Source organism: Sagittula sp., from assembly GCF_052825245.1.
This window is the reverse complement of sequence record NZ_JBRBWD010000038.1, coordinates 134,992-154,414: the sequence shown is the minus strand read 5'-3', so window position 1 is coordinate 154,414 and position 19,423 is coordinate 134,992. Positions and strand designations below refer to the sequence as shown.

Sequence of the window (19,423 nt, the reverse complement as noted above, 5' to 3'; positions counted from 1 at the left end):
AGGGTGTCGCATGTCAGGCGGGCGGGAGCAACTTGCCGGGGTTCAGGATGCCCCTTGGGTCGAGCGCCTGCTTGATGGCGCGCATGAAGGGGACGGCGGGGCCGTGTTCCTCGGTCATGAAATCCTGCTTGCCGATGCCGATGCCGTGTTCGCCGCTGACCGTGCCGCGCAGGCGCAGCGCCATCTCTCCCAGCGCGTGGGTGTAGTCGTGGGCGCGCGCCATCTCGGCCGGGTCCTCGGGATCGACGGAGAGGCCCACGTGGAAGTTGCCGTCGCCGACGTGGCCGACGATGGTCGCCGTCAGCCCGATCTCGGCGGCGCGGGTCTGCGCCCATGTCACCGCCTCCGCCAGTTTCGAGATCGGCACGCAGGTGTCGGTGGGCCAGATGTGGCGGCCTTCGCCGAGCGCGGCCGATGCGTAATGCGCGCTGTGGCGCATGGCCCAGAGCGCGTTGCGGTCCTCGGCCTTCACGGCGTCCTTCCAGCCCGAGGCGCCGAAGTCTGCGGCGATCTCGCGGAAGGCGGCGGACTGTTCGGCCACGCCGGCCTCCGAGCCGTGGAATTCGAGGAAGAGGTGCGGTTCTTCCGGCAGGTCGGCCTGGGCGTAGCGGTTGAAGCCGCGCACCATCATGTGGTCCAGCAGTTCGATGCGCGCCATGGGCAGGCCGGACTGGATCGTCAGGATCACGCAGTTCACCGCGTCCTCGACGGACGCGAAGCGGCAGGTGGCGGCGGCGACGGATTCGGGCAGGCCGTGCAGGCGGAGCGTCAGCTCGGTGATGATGCCCAGCGTGCCCTCCGACCCGATCAGCAGGTGCGTGAGGTCGTAGCCGGTGGCGGACTTGCGCGCCTCCGACCCGGTGCGGATGATCGTACCGTCGGCCATCACCGCCTCGAGCGCGAGGATGTTCTCCCGGATGGTGCCGTAGCGGACGGCGGTGGTGCCGGAGGCGCGGGTGGCGGCCATGCCGCCCAGCGAGGCATCGGCACCGGGATCGACGGAGAAGAAGAGCCCGGTGTCGCGCAGGTCCTCGTTCAGGCGCTTGCGGGTCAGGCCCGGTTGCGCGGTGCAGAGCAGGTCCTCGGCGGAGACAGAAAGCAGCCGGTTCATCCGCGCGAAATCGAGGCTGATGCCGCCCTGGACGGCGAGGTGCTGTCCTTCCAGCGAACTGGCGGCGCCGTAGGGGGTGACGGGCGTGCCGGTGTCGGCGCAGATCTTCACGATCTCCGAGACCTCGGCGGTCGTCTCCGGGTAGGCCACGGCGTCGGGCGGGGTGTTGGGATAGTAGGTCTCGTTCTGGCCGTGCAGGCGGCGGTCGGCCTCCGAGGTGACGAGCCGGTCGCCGAGCAGGGCGGTGAGACGGGTGAGGGCGTGGGTGTGCAATGTGTCAGGCATTCTTCAGGCCGGAATAGAGGGCAAGGGCGACGACCAGCAGCATGGAGGCGGCCATCGCGATGTTGATGATCCGCTGGCTGCGGTCGGAGAGGTTGAGGCGGTGCAGCGACGCCCCGGCGAAGAGCCAGCCGAGGTGGATCGGGATCCAGATCGTGTTGACGATCAGGAGCTTTGCCACGGTCTCGAACACGAGATTGTCGGGGGCGAAGGGAAAGCCCGCGAAGAGCGTGGTGTTGACGGCATAGGCCTTGGGGTTGATCGCCTGCAGCAGGATGCCGGCGCCTATGGCGGGCGGGGCCTTGGCCTCGATGAAGGCGAGGCGCGAGCCCGCGAAGGCGATGCGCGAGGCGAGGAACAGGAGATATCCGATGGAGGCCACCATGAGCACCCAGCGGATCACCGGCACCGACAGCACGATGGCCGCGACGCCGGAGATCACCGCCAGCGCCACGAGGTTCGTCCCGATGAACAGGCCGATCAGATAGCGCAGCCCGGCGCGGAAGCCGTAGGCGGCGCCCAGCCCGGCGGTCGAGAGCACGCCGGGTCCGGGTGTCACGATCAGGAAGAAGACGGCGGCGGCGAAGGTCAGCATCGCGCGCCTGTCGTGTGTGGCATGTGGTCCTCCGGTGACCATCGCGAGCGGGGCGTCTTCGCGCACCTCGGGTTGCATCGCTTCGCGGATGGTATACCATTTGGAACAAAGCGGCTGGGCGCAGGGATGTCAACGCGCGAAGACAGACCGCCGGGAGGAACATGGGACTTTTCGACTTGTCGGGCCGGAGGGCGCTTGTCACGGGCGCCTCCATGGGGATCGGTTTCGCACTGGCGCGCGGGCTGGCGCAGGCGGGCGCATCGCTCGTGCTGAACGCGCGGGGCGTGGAGAAACTGGAGGCGGCGGCAGAGGTGCTGCGCGGCGAGGGGGCGGAGGTCGAGGTGCTGCCCTTCGACGTTACGGACGCGGCGGCGGCGCGGGAGGCGGTCGACGGATTCGAGGCCAGCACGGGCGCCATCGACATCCTGATCAACAACGCCGGCATGCAGCACCGCGCGCCGCTGGAGGAGTTCCCGCCGGAGATATTCGACCGGCTGATGCGGACCAACGTGGCCTCGGCCTTCTACGTGGGACAGGCCTGCGCGCGGCACATGATCGGGCGCGGCGCGGGGCGGATCGTCAACATCGCCTCGGTCCAGACCCTGCAGGCGCGGCCGGGCATCGCGCCCTACACCGCCTCGAAGGGGGCGGTGGCGAACCTGACGAAGGGCATGTCGACGGACTGGGCGCCGAAGGGGCTGAACGTCAACGCCATCGCGCCGGGCTATTTCGACACGCCGCTGAACAAGGCGCTGGTGGAGAACCCGGAGTTCTGCCGCTGGCTGGAGGAGCGCACGCCGCAGGGCCGCTGGGGCAGGGTGGAGGAGCTGGCAGGCGCCTGCGTGTTCCTCTGCTCGGACGCGGCGAGTTTCGTGAACGGCCACGTCCTGTACGTGGACGGGGGGATCACCGCGCGGCTGTGACGGATCGCGGGGCTGGCGGGCGGCACTGTTTGCTGTCGCAAAGGCGCCCGCCCGCCAGCCCGCAGGCGCAGATATTTCAGCGACATGGGAGGAATGGATATGTCGGACAAGGCAAAGGTCGGCTTCATCGGGCTGGGCTACATGGGGCACGGGATGGCCAAGAACATCCTGCAGAACGGCCATCCGATGATGGTCAAGGGCAACCGCAACCGCACGCCGGTTGAGAGCCTCGTGGGCATGGGCGCGACCGAGGCGGCAAGCCCGCGCGAGATGGCGGAGCAGTGCGACATCGTCCACATCTGCCTGTCGAACTCGCCGCAGGTGGAATCGGTCTTCCGCGGCGAGGACGGGCTGCTGGCCGGGGCGCGCGAGGGGCTGATCGTGGTGGATTGCACCACGGCCGACCCGACCTCCACCATGGTGCTGGCGGCGGAACTGGCCGAGAAGGGCGGGCACTTCGTCGATGCGCCGCTGGGCCGGACCCCGAAGGAGGCCGAGGAAGGCACGCTCGACGCGATGGTGGGCGCGGACGAGGCGGTCTTTGACCGCGTGCTGCCGGTGATCGAGTGCTGGGCGGGCAACATCAACCGCGTGGGCGGTGTCGGCGCGGGCCACAAGATGAAGCTCCTGATGAACACCATCTCGATGGGCTACGCTGCGCTTTATGCGGAGGTCACGGTGCTGGGCGCCAAGGCGGGCATCCCGCCGAAGATGGTGCAGAAGGTCATCGGGTCCTCGCGGCTGGGCAACGGCTTCTTCGACACCTTCATGCGCTGCGTCGTCGACGGGGAGCGCGAGGTGCACAAGTTCTCCATCGCCAACGCGTCGAAGGACCTGAAGTATGCGGGTTCGATGGCGGCGGAGGCCGACGTGATGACCCTGATGCTGGGCGCCGCGCGGCAGTACTTCGTCCATGCCGAGGCCATCGGCCATGCGCAGGATTACGTGCCGTGGCTGGCCGACCATGTGGCACGGCTGAACGGGGTTGAGATGGCTGAGGAAGCGGCGAAGGGTCGCTAGGCCGTCCCGCGCAGCATCAGCGTGTAACCGAGATCGACGGTGCGGCGGGGGATGTCCTCGCCCGCCGTGGCGTCGAGGATCATCGCGGCGGCGGTGCGCCCGATGGTGTCGCCGTCGACCCTCACCGTGGTCAGGCCGATGCCCGACGCCCCGGCAAAGTCGGTGTCGCCGAATCCCGTCAGCGCAAGCCTCTGCGGTACGGGAAGGCCGCGCCGCATCGCCTCGCACCAGGCGCCGAGCGCCAGCGTGTCCGACACGCAGACCACTGCGTCGGTGTCGGGCCAGCGGTCGAGGATCTGCGCCAGCCCCTGCGCCCCGTAGTCCGGGCCGGTGAGGCCGGGATCGGGGGGCACGGCAAGGATGCGCGGCTCTGCCACCACGTCCAGATAGCCCTGCTGTCGCATCTCCGCCCGCGTGTCGGCGGGACGGTCGGTGCGCAGGAAGGCGATCCTTTCGCGGCCCTTGTCCGCGAGGTGGCGGGTCATGTCACGGCTCGCGGCCCGGTTGGAAAACCCCACGGCGGCAAAGACCGGATCCTCCGGCAGCTCCCAGAGTTCGAACACCGGCAGGCCCGCCCCGTCCAGCAGGCGCCGCGCCTCTGGCGTGTGCAGCGAACTGGTCAGCACCAGCGCGTCGGGGCGGCGGCCCAGCAGGGTGGCGATCAGCGCGGCCTCCGTCTCGGGCGCGTAGCCCGTGCTGGCGAGGAGCAGTTGCAGGCCGCCGTCGCGCAGGCCTTCCTCCAGCCCGCGAATGGTGGTGGCAAAGACCGACTGTTCCAGCGTCGAGACGAGCGCGCCGACGATGCGTGAACGCTGCGAGGACAGGGCGCCGGCGGTTTCGTCCCGGACGTAGCCCAGGTCCCGGACCGCCGTCATGACGCGGGTCAGCGTGTCGGGGCTGACCTTGCCGGGGGTGCGCAGGGCGCGGCTGACGGTGATCTTGCCCACACCCGCTTGGCGCGCCACGTCGCCCATCGTCACCCATTTCCGTTGTTCCGTCATGCCCGTTCCGTCCGCGTTTGACACCCTTGCTGTAGCGATGGTACCGATACCATGCAATGGTGGTATCGGTACCATCGAGTCGGACGCAGGGAGGAGCGCGGATGCTGACGGAGGCACAGAAGGCGTTTTACGCCGAGAACGGATACCTGAAGGTCGAAGCCGTGCTGACGGCGGAGGAGTTGTCCCGGGCGCAGTCCATCGTCACCGACTGGATCGAAGGATCGCGAGGGGTGACGGAGAGCGACGCGCTCTACGATCTCGACAAGGGGCATTCGGCAGAGACCCCGCGCCTGACCCGGGTGAAGCTGCCCCACCGGAACGATCCGTTCTTCTGGCAGCTCTTGACGGCGTCGCGGGTGACGGAGGTGCTGAACGATCTGCTCGGGCCGTCGACGATCATCAACACGTCGAAGCTGAACTGCAAGGCGCCGGGCGGCGGGGCGGCGGTGGAATGGCACCAGGACTGGGCCTTCTACCCCGCGACCAACGACGACCTCCTGGCCTTCGGCGTGCTGCTGGAGGACATGGACGAGGAGAACGGGCCGCTGATGGTGATCCCGGGCTCGCACCGCGGGCCGGTGCTGTCGCACCACCACGACGGGTATTTCTGCGGGGCGGTGTCGCCGGACGATCCGGACTTCGACCTGTCGAAGGCGGTGACGCTGACCGGCAAGGCGGGGGACATGACGGTGCACCACGTCCGCGCGCTGCACGGTTCGGCTCCGAACCGGTCCGACCGGGCGCGCAAGATCCTGTTCTACGAATGCGCCAGCGCCGATGCCTGGCCGCTTCTGGGCGCGTCGAGCTACATCCACGGGCTGGGCCAGCGCGGCTTCTGGGCGGACCTGCAGGAGCGGATCATCACCGGCGAGCCTTGTTTCACGCCAAGGCTGGAGCAGGTGCCGGTGCGGATGCCGCTGCCGCCCGCGAAGGACAACACCTCGATCTTCCGGACACAGATGTCGGGCGGCATGAAGAGCGCCTTTGCCTGACGGCTGCGGCGGGGCGGCGCGAAGCCCCGCCCTACAGGCTGTCGCTAGGGGTGGGGTCTGGTGGTCATGACTTGGGGACGCGAATGTGCTGTGAAGTGCCGCAGGGAACGCCGGTTTTTTTCGGCTTTCCGCGAGTGTCAGGCGACAGCTGATCCGGCGGTAGGCCCGCTTTCAGGAATGCGGTCTGGTGACAGCAGGTTGCGCTGGTCGGCAGGGCCGCCGCAGCCGGTCCATGACTTGGCGGAACGTCCCCGGACGTTTCAGGACGCGGCCCGCGCCTGCCACTCGTAGATCGTGTCAAGCGCGTCGGAGGACACGACCTCGAACCCGCACCGCTTGTAGAAGTCATTGGCAGGGCTGCCGTTCAGCGCCATCAGGCGGATCGGCAGCCCTTCGGTCCTGGCCCGTTCCTGCAGGTCCGAGACGACGCGCCATCCCAGTCCGCGGCCCTGATGGGACGGCGTGACATAGAGGTGGTCGAGGTAGAGGTGATCCTTCCGCCGCCGCACGACGAAGAAGCCGGCGATCTCGCCCCCGCATTCGATCACCGTTGTGTCCGCCGGATCGAAGCCCTTCAGGAACCGTTCGCGGGCGCGCTCCGGCGAGAAGCGCCCGATAGCCTCGAGGCTCGGGCGCATCGCCGCGACGCGGATGTCGGCGAGGGTATCGGCTTCGGCCCCGGTCGCGGAGCGGAAGCGGCAGGGCATGTGCAGGTCGTGGGGCAAGGGCGGCCTCTCCGGATCGGCGGGCCGCCCGCGCGGCCCCTACACCTTCTTCGCGCGACCGTCTGCCAGCATGGCGTCGATGTCCAGCGGGGTGCAGAAGCCGTCCTTCACCTTGACCTCGAGCTCCTTCTCCATCTGCGCGACCGCCTTTGCCTTGGCGATCACCGTGTCGATCCGGGCGTAGGGGATGACCACGACGCCGTTGCGGTCGGCCACGATGATATCGCCCGTCGCCACCTGGCGTCCGCCGACAACGGCCGCGCCGCCGAGGGTGCCGGGGCCGTTGGCGTAGGGAGAGTTCGGGTTCAGGCCGGCGCACCAGCAGGGCAGGCCGGTGGCGCGGATTCCGTCGAAGTCGCGCATCGGTCCGTCGGTGACGAAGGCCGCGGCGCCCGCGTTCTTCAGCATGCCGGACAGCTGGTCGCCGATGGTGGCGCAGCCGCCGTGGCCATGTGCGGCATGGACCACCACGTCGCCCGGCGTCAGAAGGTTGACGGCGGCGAGCGTCGCCATGATGTCCATCGGCCCGCTGTCGGCCACCAGGGCGCGGCCCACCACGTGGCGGTCAAGCTCTTCCCCGAGGCCCAGCGGCGCGATGGCTGTGGACATGGCGGCGATCCCGCCCATCGCGTCGCAGATGAAGGCGGTCTCCACCCCCTTCAGTGCGGCGATCTGCTCCGGCGTCGGGGTGGGTGCGCCTTCGACGATGGTCAGGACGGGCGGTTCTTCGATCATGGGTCAGTCTCCTTGGGCCGGGCCGTCCGGCGGTGTCAGGTCTTGGTCGTCCGGTGCCACGCGCCACAGCAGGCGGATGTAGGCGAGGCCGGAGGCGGTCGCCTCGCAGCGGGTCTTCTGCAGGGCGAGAGTCTCTGCAGGCGTGTCGTCGAGCCGCCCCAGCTCCTCCAGCCGGTCGCATTGCAGGAGGCCGGAGAGCAGGTCGTACTTGGCCTCGACCCGGGCGCGCAGGGCGAGCGGTTCGGGCGCCGTGTCGTCAAGCAGGGTGAGCCGTGCCGCCGTGGCCTCCGCCAGCTGGCGGCGCGCCTCGTCATAGCAGAGCGTGGCCAGCGCCGGGGCGTCGGCAGGCAGGCTGCCGCAGCCCGCGAGCGTCGGGCCGATGCAGATGTCGGGGGCGGCTTTGCGCGCCTGAGCCTCGGCCACGCATCCGGCCACGGCCGCGGTGTCGATGGCCGGTGTCAGGGGCTCCTCTGCCCAAGCGGGCAGGGCAGCAAGCCACGCCACGGCGAGCATGGGCAGCGCACGGTTCATGATGTCCTCCCTCGGGCGCGCGCAGGGCGGCGGCCCTTTCCGGGTGGCATAGCACGGGGGCGGGCCGATCTTGTCAAGGGCGGTGCTTGCATTTGGTATACCAAATGGCGAGGATGCCGCGAAGCCCGCGCCGGGAATCGCCCGAAACGGGGAAGGGAGGGAAGAGTATGTCAGACACACGCGCGAAGAAGCGTTTCCGCAGCCAGGAGTGGTTCGACAATCCGAACAACCCGGGCATGACCGCACTTTACGTGGAGCGCTACCAGAACAGCACTTACACGCGCGAAGAGCTGATGTCCGACCGCCCGGTGATCGGGATCGCCAACACCGGCTCCGACATCGCGCCCTGCAACAAGATCCACGTCTTCCTGATGGACCGGATCAAGGCGGGCATCCGCGAGGCGGGCGGCATTCCGATGGAATTCCCCGTCCACCCGATCCAGGAGACCGGCAAGCGCCCGACCGCGGCGCTGGACCGCAACCTCGCGTACCTGAGCCTCGTGGAGGTGCTGCACGGGTATCCGATCGACGGCGTCGTGCTGACCACCGGCTGCGACAAGACCACGCCCGCGCAGCTCATGGGTGCGGCGACCGTGGACATCCCGGCCATTGCCCTGAACGGCGGCCCGATGCTGGACGGCTGGTGGAAGGGCAAGCGCGCCGGATCGGGCGCCATCGTCTGGGAATCGCGCCGGCTGCTGGCCGAAGGCAAGATCGACTACGAGGAGTTCATGGGGCGCGTCTGTTCCTCGGCGCCGTCGCTGGGGCACTGCAACACCATGGGCACCGCCTCGACCATGAACGCCATGGCGGAGGCGCTCGGCATGACGCTGACCGGGTCCTCGGCGATCCCCGCGCCGTTCCGCGAACGGATGGCCATGGCCTACGAGACCGGCAAGCGCATCGTGCAGATGGTGCTCGACGACCTGAAACCGTCCGACATCCTGACGCGCGAGGCCTTCGAAAACGCGATCATCGTCAACGCGGCCATCGGCGGGTCGACCAACGCGCCGCCGCACCTGCAGGCAGTCGCCCGCCACGCCGGGGTGGAACTGAACGTGAAGGACTGGGAGACGGTCGGTTTCGACGTGCCGCTTCTGGTGAACATGCAGCCCGCCGGTGAATACCTCGGGGAGAGCTTCTTCCGCGCGGGCGGCGTCCCTGCCGTCATGGGCGAACTGATGAAGGCCGGGCGCCTGCACGAGGGCGCGATGACCGCCACGGGCAACACCATGGGCGTGAACCTCGCCGGGGTGGAAAGCGTCGACCTCGACGTGATCCGCACCTATGCAGAGCCGCTGCGGACCAACGCGGGCTTCAAGGTGCTGACCGGCAACCTGTTCGACAGCGCGTTGATGAAGACCTCGGTGATCTCGCCGGACTTCCGCAAGCGGTTCCTGTCGACGCCGGGCGAGGAGGGCACCTACGAGGCCCGGGCCGTGGTCTTCGAAGGGCCGGAGGATTACCACGACCGGATCAACGACGCCTCGCTGGAGATCGACGAGCACTCGATCCTGTTCATTCGCGGCGTGGGCTGCGTGGGCTATCCCGGCTCGGCCGAGGTGGTGAACATGCAGCCGCCGGACGCGCTCATCAAGGCGGGGATCAACCACCTGCCGACAGTGGGCGACGGGCGGCAGTCGGGCACTTCTGAAAGCCCGTCGATCCTGAACGCCTCTCCCGAGGCGGTGGTCGGCGGGGGGCTGGCGTATCTGAAGACCGGCGACCGGGTGCGGCTGGACCTCAACGCCTCGCGCATGGATGCGCTGGTGGACGAGGCAGAGTGGCAGGCGCGCATCGACGCATGGGAGGCGCCGGAGATCCATCACCAGACGCCGTGGCAGGAAATCTACCGCACGCACGTCGGGCAACTGGCGGAAGGCGGCTGCCTCGAACTGGCGACGGCCTACCAGAAGATCCGCAGGGACCTGCCCCGCGACAACCACTGAGACCGGGCGGGCGCGATCCGGGAAGGACCGGGGGCAGGGCCCCCGGCGCGCCCTCCGGCATTTCCAAGGCTCGAAGAAACACGGGGGAGAGGCTCACATGAGCAAGACGATCATCATCACCGGCGGCGCGCGCGGCATCGGCAAGGCCTGCGCGCAGGTCTTTCTGGATGCAGGCTGGCGCGTGGGCATCGTGGGCCGCACGCCCGAAACGGTGGCCGAGATGGCCGACAGCCACGAGAACGCGCTGGCCTTGCCCTGCGACGTGGTGGACGAGGCGCAGGTGGATACCGCCTTCGACAAGGCGATGGCCGAATGGGGGCGCATCGACGCGCTGTTCAACAACGCGGGCGTGTCCGTCATGGGTGGCCCGGTGGACGAGATCAGCGTCGACGACTGGCGCAAGTGCATCGACATCAACGTGACCGGCTCTTTCATCTGCGCGCGCGCGGCGTTTGGCCGGATGCGCAGGCAGGACCCGATGGGCGGTCGGATCATCAACAACGGTTCGGTCTCGGCCTATGTGCCGCGCTGGGGATCGGCGCCCTACACCGCGTCGAAGCATGCGATCACCGGGCTGACGCGGTCGCTCTCGCTGGACGGGCGGCCCTACAACATCGCCTGCGGGCAGATCGACATCGGCAACGCGCTGACCGACATGGCGGAGAAGATGACCAAGGGCGTGCCGCAGGCCGACGGCTCCATCGAGGTCGAGCCGGTGATGGACGTGGCGCACGTGGCGTCGTCGGTGCTGCACATGGCGTCGCTGCCGCTGGAGGCGAACGTACAGTTCATGACGGTCATGGCCTCCGCGATGCCCTACATCGGGCGCGGCTGAGCTTTTCCGGGCGGGCGACGGGGTTTCCCCGCCGTGTCACGTCATGGAAGACAACGGATCACTGGGCCGTTCGGGTGTATGCCCGGGCGGCCCTGCCGTTTCAGGGCCATGCAAATCGGCCGTTTCCGGCACCGAGGGGCATGACAGGCTGAACCGGGAGCGGACGCTTCTACCGCTGCGCCGGCACGGGCCTGCGGACACGGCCGCGCACCACCCGCTCCCGCTGCCAGATATAAAGCCCCGAGGCGATGATGATCGCCCCGCCGCCCAGCGTCCATACGGTCGGCAGGGTGTCGAACAGCGCCCAGCCCGCGAAGGCGGCCATGAAGATCTGCACGTAGACCACCGGCGCAAGGATCGAGGCGTCCGCCAGCCGATGGCCCGCCGTCGCCGCAATGTGCCCCGTGGCCCCGAAACACCCGATCAGCACGAAGGGCACCCACGCCCAGCCCGAGGGCCAGGTCCAGCCCTGCAGCACGAAGGGCATCAGGCACAGAGCGGCGACTCCCGAGGACCAGAGCTGCTGCGTCGCGTTGGCCTCCACGTCCGACAGCATCCGCGTCAGGATGAAGTAGAAGGCGGCACAGACCAGCGCGCCGAGCGACAGAAACATGGCGGGGTGGAAATCCGCGCCCCAGGGCTGCATCACCACCAGCACGCCCGCAAAGCCGCAGCAGACCGCCACGATCCGCCTCAGGCCCACCTTCTCGCCCAGCAGCGGGATCGCCAGCAGCGTGATGGCGATGGGTCCCGCGAACATGATCGTCGTGGTGACGGTGATCGGCAGGAACTGCAGGGCCGAGAAGTTCAGCACCGTCGATCCCAGCAGGAAGAGCGAGCGCAGCAACTGCTTGAACGGCGCATGGCTCCGGAAGGCCGACGGATCGCGCAGGCCGAACAGCAGGACGGCGACAAGGAAATGCCCGGTGTAGCGGGCAAAGACCACCTGCAGCGCAGGCAGCCCCGCGATGATCAGAAGCTTCGCGGAACTGTCGATGCAGGTGAAGAAGGCCACCGCCAGCACCATCAGCAGCACACCCGTTCGGGTGCGGTCCTCGCGCGGTTTCACCTCCGACATCCTCGGTCCTCTCGCTTCAGGGGGCGGGTTCAGCGCGCCGGTGTCAGGCCGCCGCCCAGCCGCCGTCGATCACATGCGCCTGGCCGGTGGTGAAGGCGCTCTCGTCCGAGCCCAGGTAGATCGCCAGGTGCGCGATCTCCTCCGCGGTGCCGATCCGGCCCATGGGCTGGCGCGCCTCGAAGGCCTTGCGCGCCTCCTCGTAATCGCCCATCGCCCGCAGCCGGTCGTGCAGGGAGGGGCTGTCGACCGTGCCCGGACAGATGCAGTTCACCCGGATGCCCTGCTTGACGTAATCGACCGCGACGGACTTCGTCAGCCCGATCACCGCCGCCTTCGACATGCCGTAGATGCAGCGGTTGGGCGCCGCCACGATGGACGACGCCACGGAGGCGATGTTGACGATGGACCCGCCGCCGCGCGAGATCATCCCCGGCAGCGCAGCCTGCATTGCATGGAACTGGCTGCGGACGTTCAGCGCGATGGCGAAGTCGAACTCGTCGTCGGTGGCGTCGAGCAGCGGGCCCGCGTGCACGAAGCCCGCGCAGTTCACCAGCACGTCCGGTGCCGCCGCCTCGATGGCCGCGCGCACCGCCGCCTTGTCGGTCACGTCCAGCGCCGCCGTCTCGCAGCCGAGGCCCTCCATCAGCCCGGCCTTCAGGTCCGTGGCCACGACGGTGGCGCCCTCGCGCAGGTAGCCCTCGGCGATGGCGCGGCCGATGCCCTGTCCGGCGGCGGTGATGAAGGCGCGTTTGCCCTGCAGTCTCATGGTTGTCCTCCCGTATGGTCGCCGGGGCTCATACCCCGGTGTAATGTCCCGGCACGTCGCGTGGCGTCAGGGGCCGTCCCTCGCGGGCCGACAGCGCGCAGGCCAGCGTCATCTCCATCGCCGCGATCCCGTCCGCGGCGGTGCAAAGCACGTCATCCTCGCCGCCCGCGACGACGGCCGCAAACCGCTCGATCTGCGCCAGCAGCGGGTCGATCCGGTCGAAGCGCGCGCCGTCGGTCCGCGCCAGCGGTTTCGACCACTCGATCTCCCCCGGCCCGGAGCGCCCCCAGCGGGTCAGCGACGGAAAGGCCAGCGCCCCCTCGGTGCCCGTCACGCGCAGGTAATCCTCGCCCGATCCGGCAATCGCCGGGTTCTCGGACGATGCGCTCTCGAACGACCAGGGCGAGGCGCCCGCGTCCGAGATCAGGAAGGACCCCAGCGCGCCGTTGCCGAACCGGAAGGCCAGCGCGGCGGTGTCCTCGATCTCGAACCCCCGCCGGGCAGAGGAGAGCAGGGCCGTCACCTCCGTCATTTCGCCGATCAGGAACCGCAGGAGGTCGATCTCGTGCGTCATGTTGGTCAGCAGCGGCCCGGCCCCGGGTTTCCGCCGCCAGTCGGCCTCGTAATAGCTGTCGTGCTTGCGCAGGGACCAGAAACCCTGCACGCCCACCAGCGGGCCGATGGCCGACAGCGCCTCTCGTCCCGCGATGGAGAACGGATGGCAGCGCCGGTGATGCCCGGTGAAAAGCGGCAGGTCCGCCGCCTCCGCCGCATCCCGCAGGGCGCGTGCGTCGTCGAGCGTGCCGGCCAGCGGCTTCTCCGCGATCACCGCCCAGCCCCGCGACAGGCAGGCAAGGGTGGAGGCATGGTGATCCTGCGTCGGCGTCGCCACAACGGCGGCGCGCACCCGCTCCGGCACCTCGTCCAGCGCGGCCACCATGGGCAGCCCCTTCGCCGCCAGCGCCTCGCGCAGGGGGGCATGCGGCTCCACCACGGCCACAAGGTCGATCATCTCCGACAGGCCCGCCACCTCGATATGGCGCTGCCCGATGGAGCCGGCGCCCACCACGCACAACGGCAAACGTGTCATGAAGTCGTCCTCTCGTTCCGTCTTACGGGCAACGGCAACCAATGCGCCCCTGCCTTCATCTTGGTGAAAATACCTCGGGGGTGCGGGGGCAGCGCCCCCGCGGGTCGTCCCGGCGCAGCCGGGGCGAAACCCCTCACATCACCGCGCCGATCTGCCAGGGCACGAACTCGAAATCGCCCAGCCCCTGCAGCTCCGACTTCGTCTTCTCGCCCGAAGCCATGCGCAGCCACATCTCGTAGATCTCGCGGCCGACCTCCTCCACCGACTTGCCCTCGGTCAGGATCGAGCCCGCGTTGATGTCCATGTCCTCGGTCAGGCGGTTGAACATCTCGGTGTTTGTCGCGACCTTCATCGAGGGCGAGGGCTTCGCGCCGAAGGCAGACCCGCGCCCGGTGGTGAAGCACACGAGGTTGCACCCCGAGGCGATCTGGCCGGTGACCGAGGCCGGGTCGTAACCGGGGCTGTCCATGAAGGTGAAGCCCTTCGCCGTCACGGGCTCCGCGTACTTGTAGACGCCGGTCAGGGGCGTGGTGCCGCCCTTGGCCGCCGCGCCCAGCGACTTCTCGAGGATCGTGGTCAGGCCGCCCTTCTTGTTGCCGGGCGAGGGGTTGTTGTCCATCGAGCCCTTGTTGCGCGCGGTGTAATCCTCCCACCAGCGGATCAGCCCGACCAGCTTCTCGCCCACCTCGCGGTCGACCGCGCGGGCGGTCAGCAGGTGCTCGGCGCCGTAGATCTCGGGCGTTTCGGCCAACACGCCGGTGCCGCCCTGGGCCACCAGCAGGTCGCAGGCGTGGCCCACGGCGGGGTTCGCCGTGATGCCCGACCACGCGTCCGAGCCGCCGCACTGGAGCGCGACCATCAGTTCCGAGGCCGGGCATTCCTCGCGCTGCGCATCGTTCACAACCGGCAGCATCGCCTCGATCTTGCGGATGCCCAGCTCGACCGTCTTGCGCAGGCCGCCCACGTCCTGGATGTTCATCGACTGGAACAGCGGGCCCGGCGTCAGGCCATAGGCCTCCACCAGCCAGTCGATCTGGTTCATCTCGCAGCCCAGTCCCGCCATCAGCACGCCGCCGACGTTTGGGTTCTTGGCATAGCCCCACATCACGCGCTGCAGCGCCTCGAAGCCTTCCGATCCCTGTCCGGCCATGCCGCAGCCCGTGCCGTGCACGAAGGCCGCGACGCCGTCGACATTCGGATAGTCGGCCAGTCGTTCCGGGGTGAAATGCGCCGCGATCTGCCGGGCCGCGGTGGCGGAGCAGTTGACCGAGGTCAGCACGGCGATGAAGTTCCGCGTCCCGACCCGGCCCGACGCCCGCCGGTACCCCATGAAGGTATCCTGCGTCTTGGCCGGCGCGGCGGGGCGGATGTTCGTCGCATACTCGTATTCGGTGTCGACGTTGCGGAAATCGAGGTTGTGGGTGTGCACATGCGCGCCCTCGGCGATGTCCTCGGCGGCAAAGCCGATCACCTGCGCGTACTTGATGACCGGCTCGCCCCTGGCGATGGCGCGGGTGGCGAGCTTGTGGCCGCGCGGGATCAGTTGCGTGGCGCCGTGGCTGCCCGCCTCGAGGGCGGTCACGGCGGTGACGACATTGTCGGCCTCGGACAAACGAACGGTGGTCATTGCGATCTCTCTTGCTTCATGCAGACACCGGGCAGGAGCCCGGCGGTGATCTTCTAATATTCCAGTTTCGGGTGCTGGGTTGGCTTGTGCGCCTTTCGGGCGGGGGATTCAAGTCATGCGCAAACCGGGCTGTCGGATTTCCGGCGGTGGATCGGGATGTGCGCCGTGCCTGACAGCCGCGCCCGCGTGTCGTGCCACAGGGTGCGCCGGGCCTGCCGGTCGCGCAGCTCCGTCTGCGGCGCGCGGCGGGACCGGGCCGCGAAACCGGCCATCACGCGGCCGGGCGTCAGCGGCTCGAGCACGTTGGCGACCACGAGGCAGCCTTCGGTTTCGAAGCGGGAGACCTGTTCGGGGGGTGCCATCAACGGCATCGGCGGGGCCCTTTCGGCGGGGCGGCGCCACGACGGGCGCCCGTCCTTGCTGAGGATATGGGACCGGGGGCCTTGCCCCGGACCCCGGGATATGTCGCGCCCCGTCCGTGATGCGGGGCGAAAGCGGCGCCCGGGCGGTACGGCCCGCCCGGGCGCGCAGGGCCTTACAGGAAGACCGTCACGATGGGCGGCCAGGCCAGCAGCACCGCCAGCGCCAGAAGCTGGAGCGCGATGAACGGCAGGAAGCCCTTGAAGATGTCCGTCAGCGAGATGTGCGGCGGCGCCACCGACTTCAGGTAGAAGGCGGCCGGGCCGAAGGGGGGCGACAGGAAACTGACCTGCATGTTCATGCAGAACACCACGCCGAACCAGATCGGGATCATCCGCGCGTCGACGTGAGCGAACCAGCCGATCTCTTCGGCGGGCAGGCGGACGACGATGGGGAGGAAGACCGGCATGATCAGCAGCACGATGCCCACCCAGTCCATGAACATCCCCATGATCAGAAAGATGAACATCATGATCAGGATCACGCCCATGGTCGGCATGTCGGCACCCACGATCATGTTGGCCACGTAGGTCGGCCCGCCCGCGAGGGTGTAGGCGGCGGCCAGCGCGGCGGCACCAATGGTGACCCAGATGATCGTGCCGGTGGACTTCACCGTGCGCAGGAGCGCGTCCCACACGATCTCGATGGTCATCTCGCGCCGGATCAGGCCGATCACGAAGACGGCGACGACGCCCATGCCGGCGGCCTCGGTGATGCCGGTGATGCCGCCGTAGATCGACCCCAAGACCACGCCGATCACCACCGTGGGCGCGATCAGGCCACGGCCCATCTCCCAGCCCGCGGCGGTGCGCTCGCGTCCGACCAGCGCGAAGGCGATCACCCCGAAGAGGACAAAGGCCCCGGCAAGCCACGGAAGGTCCGACACCATGCCAAGGAGGATCGGCTCGACGCCCTCGGTGGGGACGTTCATGCCGAAGATGGTGAAGAACAGCGCGCGGACCAGCAGCGCGGCGGTGATGTACATGCCGAGCTTCGAGATGAAGCCGAGGAACATCATCCGTTTCTCGTTGCCCTTGGGCGCATCCGGGTCCTCGGGCGGCAGTGGCGCCATCTCGGGGCTCATCCGTGTCCGCACCACGATGTAGATGATGAAGAAGGACGCCAGCATGAAGCCCGGCAGGAAGGACGCGGTGAACAGCGCCTTGATCGATGTCTCCGTTACGAGGCCGTAGAAGATCAGCACGATGGACGGCGGGATCATGGTGCCCAGAGAGCCGGAGGCGCAGATCGTGCCGATGGCGAGGTTCTGGTTGTAGCCCAGCCGCAGCATCTGGGGCAGGGCGATCAGGCCCAGAAGCACGACCTCGCCGCCGATGATGCCCGACATGGCGGCCATGATGACGGCCATGACCGAGGTCACGATGGCGATGCCGCCCCGGGTCCGACTGAGCCAGACATTGAGCGACGAATACATGTCCCGTGCGATGCCGGATCGCTCCAGCAACGCGGCCATGAATATGAACAGCGGCACCGAGATCAGGACGTAGTTGACCATCTGCCGGTAGATCGCCTGGCCCAGCACCGAGAACGGCCCCATGCCGAAGTTGCGGAACAGGATGTCGGTGTCGAACTTCAGAAGCAGCGTGACCACGGCCAGGAAGGCCGAGGCGAAGCCCAGCGGCATCCCGATGGCCAGGAGGGCGAACATCCCGAACAGCAGGACCAGGGAGAGTGTGCCGATATCGACCATTTACTTGTCCCCTTCGAGCGTTTTGCGGATGTTCTCGATTTCGTGTTCGTCGATGTCGTCGGCGGAGTGGTGTTCCGGCGCCTTGTTCCAGTCGGCGATCAGGTTCGACAGCGCCTGCAGCGCCACCGCAAGGCCGACGACCAGGACGGCCGTCTTGACCGTGCCGGGGATCGGCGGATCCCATGCGGAGCCATAGCCCTCAAGGTTCATCAGACGCCGGATCGCGTCGTTGTACCCGCCCCAGATCAGGCAGCCCACGAAGACCCAGATCAGGAAGACCGACGTGCAGTCGGACGCCTTCTGCATCCAGCGCGGCATCATGTCGTAGATCACGTAGATGCGGATATGGCAGCGCTGCTGCATGGCGTAGAGGCCGGAGAACAGGAACACGAAGGCCGCGATCCAGAGCGACAACTCGTTCGCCCAGAGCGTGCCGCCGTTGAAGATGTAACGCGCCACGACCTCGAAACCCATGGTGACGACGATGAAGGCCGTGGCGATCATCGACAGCCGCCCGAGGACGAGGCTGAAGATGTCGAACGGGCCGGTGCGCTCCACCTCGATCACGCCCTTGAAGTCCGACAGGTAAAGCGAACTGAACAGCAGCGCGAGCAAGATGCTGATCAGGAGCGCCTGCACCAGCGGCCGGCCCCCGGGGCGGATCATCTCGTGCATGCCGATCGGCTCGGCCGTGGTGTATTGCGCGATAAGGAACCAGGCGTAAATCGCCAGCGACAGAATGATGAAGATGAACATGGCCAAGCGGATCGGTCCCCGCATCGACCCGAGCCAGACGCTCTCGCCGTTCATGATATGCCTCCCCGCGACCCCGTTATCGGGGCCCTTGGTGTCAAAAACGGCGGGCCCCGGGAAAGAGCCCGCCGTTGCTGTCCATCGGTCGGATGCGGATGTTATTCCGCGATCAGGCCGAGATCCTTGAGGTAGCTGCGGTGGCTTTCGACCAGTGCAGCGGCCTCGGGCGAACGGCCGGCCCAGTCATCCCACGCGACCTGTGCGGCCTTGCGGAAGTCGGCCCGGTCCTCTGCCGACCAGTTGTGCAGGGTCACGCCCTTCTCGGTCAGCATGGCCGCCGCTTCGGCGTTCTTCTTCTCGTTCGACAGCGCGGTGTGCAGCGTCAGTTTCTGCATCGCGGTGTCGATGATCCGGCGCTGTGCCTCGGTCAGGCCGTCCCACACGCCCTTGTTGCAGGCGAGGTGGTCGGACGGCATGGAGTGGAAGCCCGGGTAGGTCGCGTGGTTCACGAGGTCATAGAGACCGAGGCCCACGTTGTTTGCCAGGCCGGATGCGTCCGCACCGTCGATGATGCCTGTTTCCAGCGCCGTGAAGACCTCGGTGAAATCCATCACGATCGGCTGCGCGCCCAACTGCTCGAAGATCTCGGTTTCGAGGCCCGGGGGCGAACGGAACTTCCAGCCCTTCAGGTCGTCGGGGCCTGCCAGCGGCTGCGACGAAGAGAGCGATTCCTGGCCGTAAAGCCACCAGCCGACCAGCTGCATGCCCTGCGAGTTGTACAGCTCCTGCGCGGCATCGTAGCCACCACCGTAGTAGAGCCACGAGATCTGCTGCCACGGCGTGTCGTAGCCGCCCATGATGTCGCCGACGAACTGGAAGGCCGGGTTCTTGCCGGTCTGGTATGCGCCACCGGTCATGTCGCAGTCGAGAATGCCGTTGATCGCGGCATCGAAGGTCTCGGTCGTGGCCACGACGGACGAGCTGTAGAACATCTCGATGTCGATGGAGCCTTCGGACATGGTTTCCACGTCGTCGGCGAACTGGGCAGCCAGGATGCCCGAGGGATGCTCGGTCGCGTAGTGCGTCTGGATGCGCAGGGTCACGTCCTGCGCCGACGCGCCGGTCGCAACAATGGCAACGGCCGCAGCCGTCGTCAGCAATTTCTTCATTGTCTCCTCCCATGACGACCGTCTTAGCGGGCCGCCCTATTTGTATGCGGGGTACCTCCACCCCGGTGTCGAAAAGGGGCGCCTCGACCCCGATGCGCAACCGGGATTCT

Annotated in this window: 19 protein-coding genes; 5 read left to right on the top strand and 14 right to left on the bottom strand. The window is 68.1% G+C overall.

Going from position 1 to position 19,423, the window contains the following annotated elements:
• Positions 1-13: 13 nt before the first annotated feature.
• Positions 14-1,396: an FAD-binding oxidoreductase gene (locus ACU0DV_RS17635; protein ID WP_446243082.1), complete on the bottom strand. Its 1,383-nt coding sequence runs from the start codon at positions 1,394-1,396 to the stop codon at positions 14-16.
• The gene (locus ACU0DV_RS17630; protein ID WP_100930808.1) at positions 1,389-1,988 is read right to left on the bottom strand and encodes a LysE family translocator; all 600 of its coding nucleotides are present in this window, start codon (positions 1,986-1,988) and stop codon (positions 1,389-1,391) included. Before ACU0DV_RS17630 ends, ACU0DV_RS17635 begins: the two co-directional genes overlap by 8 nt.
• A gap of 161 nt (positions 1,989-2,149) precedes the next feature.
• On the opposite strand from ACU0DV_RS17630, the gene ACU0DV_RS17625 reads away from it, so the two are divergent.
• Together ACU0DV_RS17625 and ACU0DV_RS17620 are read left to right on the top strand one after the other, a co-directional pair.
• Complete coding sequence (locus ACU0DV_RS17625; RefSeq protein WP_446243083.1) at positions 2,150-2,911, top strand: SDR family oxidoreductase; 762 nt, start codon at positions 2,150-2,152, stop codon at positions 2,909-2,911.
• A 99-nt stretch (positions 2,912-3,010) separates the two neighbouring features.
• Positions 3,011-3,931: an NAD(P)-dependent oxidoreductase gene (locus ACU0DV_RS17620; RefSeq protein WP_283982835.1), complete on the top strand. Its 921-nt coding sequence runs from the start codon at positions 3,011-3,013 to the stop codon at positions 3,929-3,931.
• On the opposite strand, the gene ACU0DV_RS17615 is transcribed toward ACU0DV_RS17620, so the two are convergent.
• Positions 3,928-4,932 carry a LacI family DNA-binding transcriptional regulator gene (locus tag ACU0DV_RS17615; protein ID WP_446243084.1) on the bottom strand — a complete coding sequence of 335 codons (1,005 nt, stop codon included), beginning with the start codon at positions 4,930-4,932 and terminating at the stop codon, positions 3,928-3,930. The two genes, ACU0DV_RS17620 and ACU0DV_RS17615, sit on opposite strands and share 4 nt — an antisense overlap.
• 101 nt (positions 4,933-5,033) lie before the next feature.
• Here ACU0DV_RS17615 and ACU0DV_RS17610 point away from each other — a divergent pair, with 101 nt between their 5' ends.
• Complete coding sequence (locus ACU0DV_RS17610) at positions 5,034-5,924, top strand: phytanoyl-CoA dioxygenase family protein (RefSeq protein ID WP_370313892.1); 891 nt, start codon at positions 5,034-5,036, stop codon at positions 5,922-5,924.
• Positions 5,925-6,184: 260 nt separating this feature from the next.
• Here the strand turns inward: ACU0DV_RS17610 and ACU0DV_RS17605 are convergent, their stop codons facing one another.
• From ACU0DV_RS17605 to ACU0DV_RS17595, 3 genes are read right to left on the bottom strand one after another with little or no spacing between them, the layout of a single operon-like run.
• Positions 6,185-6,649, bottom strand: coding sequence for a GNAT family N-acetyltransferase (locus ACU0DV_RS17605; protein ID WP_446243085.1), 465 nt, complete (start codon positions 6,647-6,649; stop codon positions 6,185-6,187).
• A 39-nt stretch (positions 6,650-6,688) separates the two neighbouring features.
• Positions 6,689-7,384: an RraA family protein gene (locus ACU0DV_RS17600; RefSeq protein WP_446243086.1), complete on the bottom strand. Its 696-nt coding sequence runs from the start codon at positions 7,382-7,384 to the stop codon at positions 6,689-6,691.
• A gap of 3 nt (positions 7,385-7,387) precedes the next feature.
• The gene (locus tag ACU0DV_RS17595; RefSeq protein ID WP_283982840.1) at positions 7,388-7,915 is read right to left on the bottom strand and encodes a hypothetical protein; all 528 of its coding nucleotides are present in this window, start codon (positions 7,913-7,915) and stop codon (positions 7,388-7,390) included.
• 167 nt (positions 7,916-8,082) lie between these two features.
• Between ACU0DV_RS17595 and ACU0DV_RS17590 the strand changes: the two genes are divergently transcribed.
• Positions 8,083-9,864, top strand: coding sequence for an IlvD/Edd family dehydratase (locus ACU0DV_RS17590; protein ID WP_100927247.1), 1,782 nt, complete (start codon positions 8,083-8,085; stop codon positions 9,862-9,864).
• Between the two features lie 97 nt (positions 9,865-9,961).
• Entirely contained in the window at positions 9,962-10,699 is a 738-nt protein-coding gene (locus ACU0DV_RS17585) for an SDR family oxidoreductase (RefSeq protein ID WP_100927246.1), read from the top strand.
• Positions 10,700-10,868: 169 nt separating this feature from the next.
• Here the strand turns inward: ACU0DV_RS17585 and ACU0DV_RS17580 are convergent, their stop codons facing one another.
• From ACU0DV_RS17580 to ACU0DV_RS17545, 8 genes are all read right to left on the bottom strand, one after another.
• Complete coding sequence (locus ACU0DV_RS17580; RefSeq protein ID WP_283982842.1) at positions 10,869-11,777, bottom strand: DMT family transporter; 909 nt, start codon at positions 11,775-11,777, stop codon at positions 10,869-10,871.
• Positions 11,778-11,820: 43 nt separating this feature from the next.
• Positions 11,821-12,543, bottom strand: coding sequence for an SDR family oxidoreductase (locus ACU0DV_RS17575; RefSeq protein ID WP_100927244.1), 723 nt, complete (start codon positions 12,541-12,543; stop codon positions 11,821-11,823).
• Between the two features lie 28 nt (positions 12,544-12,571).
• Positions 12,572-13,633, bottom strand: coding sequence for a Gfo/Idh/MocA family protein (locus tag ACU0DV_RS17570; protein ID WP_446243087.1), 1,062 nt, complete (start codon positions 13,631-13,633; stop codon positions 12,572-12,574).
• A gap of 133 nt (positions 13,634-13,766) precedes the next feature.
• The gene (locus ACU0DV_RS17565) at positions 13,767-15,260 is read right to left on the bottom strand and encodes a UxaA family hydrolase (RefSeq protein WP_100927242.1); all 1,494 of its coding nucleotides are present in this window, start codon (positions 15,258-15,260) and stop codon (positions 13,767-13,769) included.
• Between the two features lie 113 nt (positions 15,261-15,373).
• Positions 15,374-15,622 carry a hypothetical protein gene (locus tag ACU0DV_RS17560; RefSeq protein ID WP_446243088.1) on the bottom strand — a complete coding sequence of 83 codons (249 nt, stop codon included), beginning with the start codon at positions 15,620-15,622 and terminating at the stop codon, positions 15,374-15,376.
• Positions 15,623-15,795: 173 nt separating this feature from the next.
• The gene (locus ACU0DV_RS17555; RefSeq protein ID WP_100927240.1) at positions 15,796-17,391 is read right to left on the bottom strand and encodes a TRAP transporter large permease; all 1,596 of its coding nucleotides are present in this window, start codon (positions 17,389-17,391) and stop codon (positions 15,796-15,798) included.
• Complete coding sequence (locus ACU0DV_RS17550) at positions 17,392-18,201, bottom strand: TRAP transporter small permease subunit (RefSeq protein WP_100927239.1); 810 nt, start codon at positions 18,199-18,201, stop codon at positions 17,392-17,394.
• 101 nt (positions 18,202-18,302) lie between these two features.
• Positions 18,303-19,313: a TRAP transporter substrate-binding protein gene (locus tag ACU0DV_RS17545; protein ID WP_100927238.1), complete on the bottom strand. Its 1,011-nt coding sequence runs from the start codon at positions 19,311-19,313 to the stop codon at positions 18,303-18,305.
• Between the last annotated feature and the right edge of the window lie 110 nt (positions 19,314-19,423).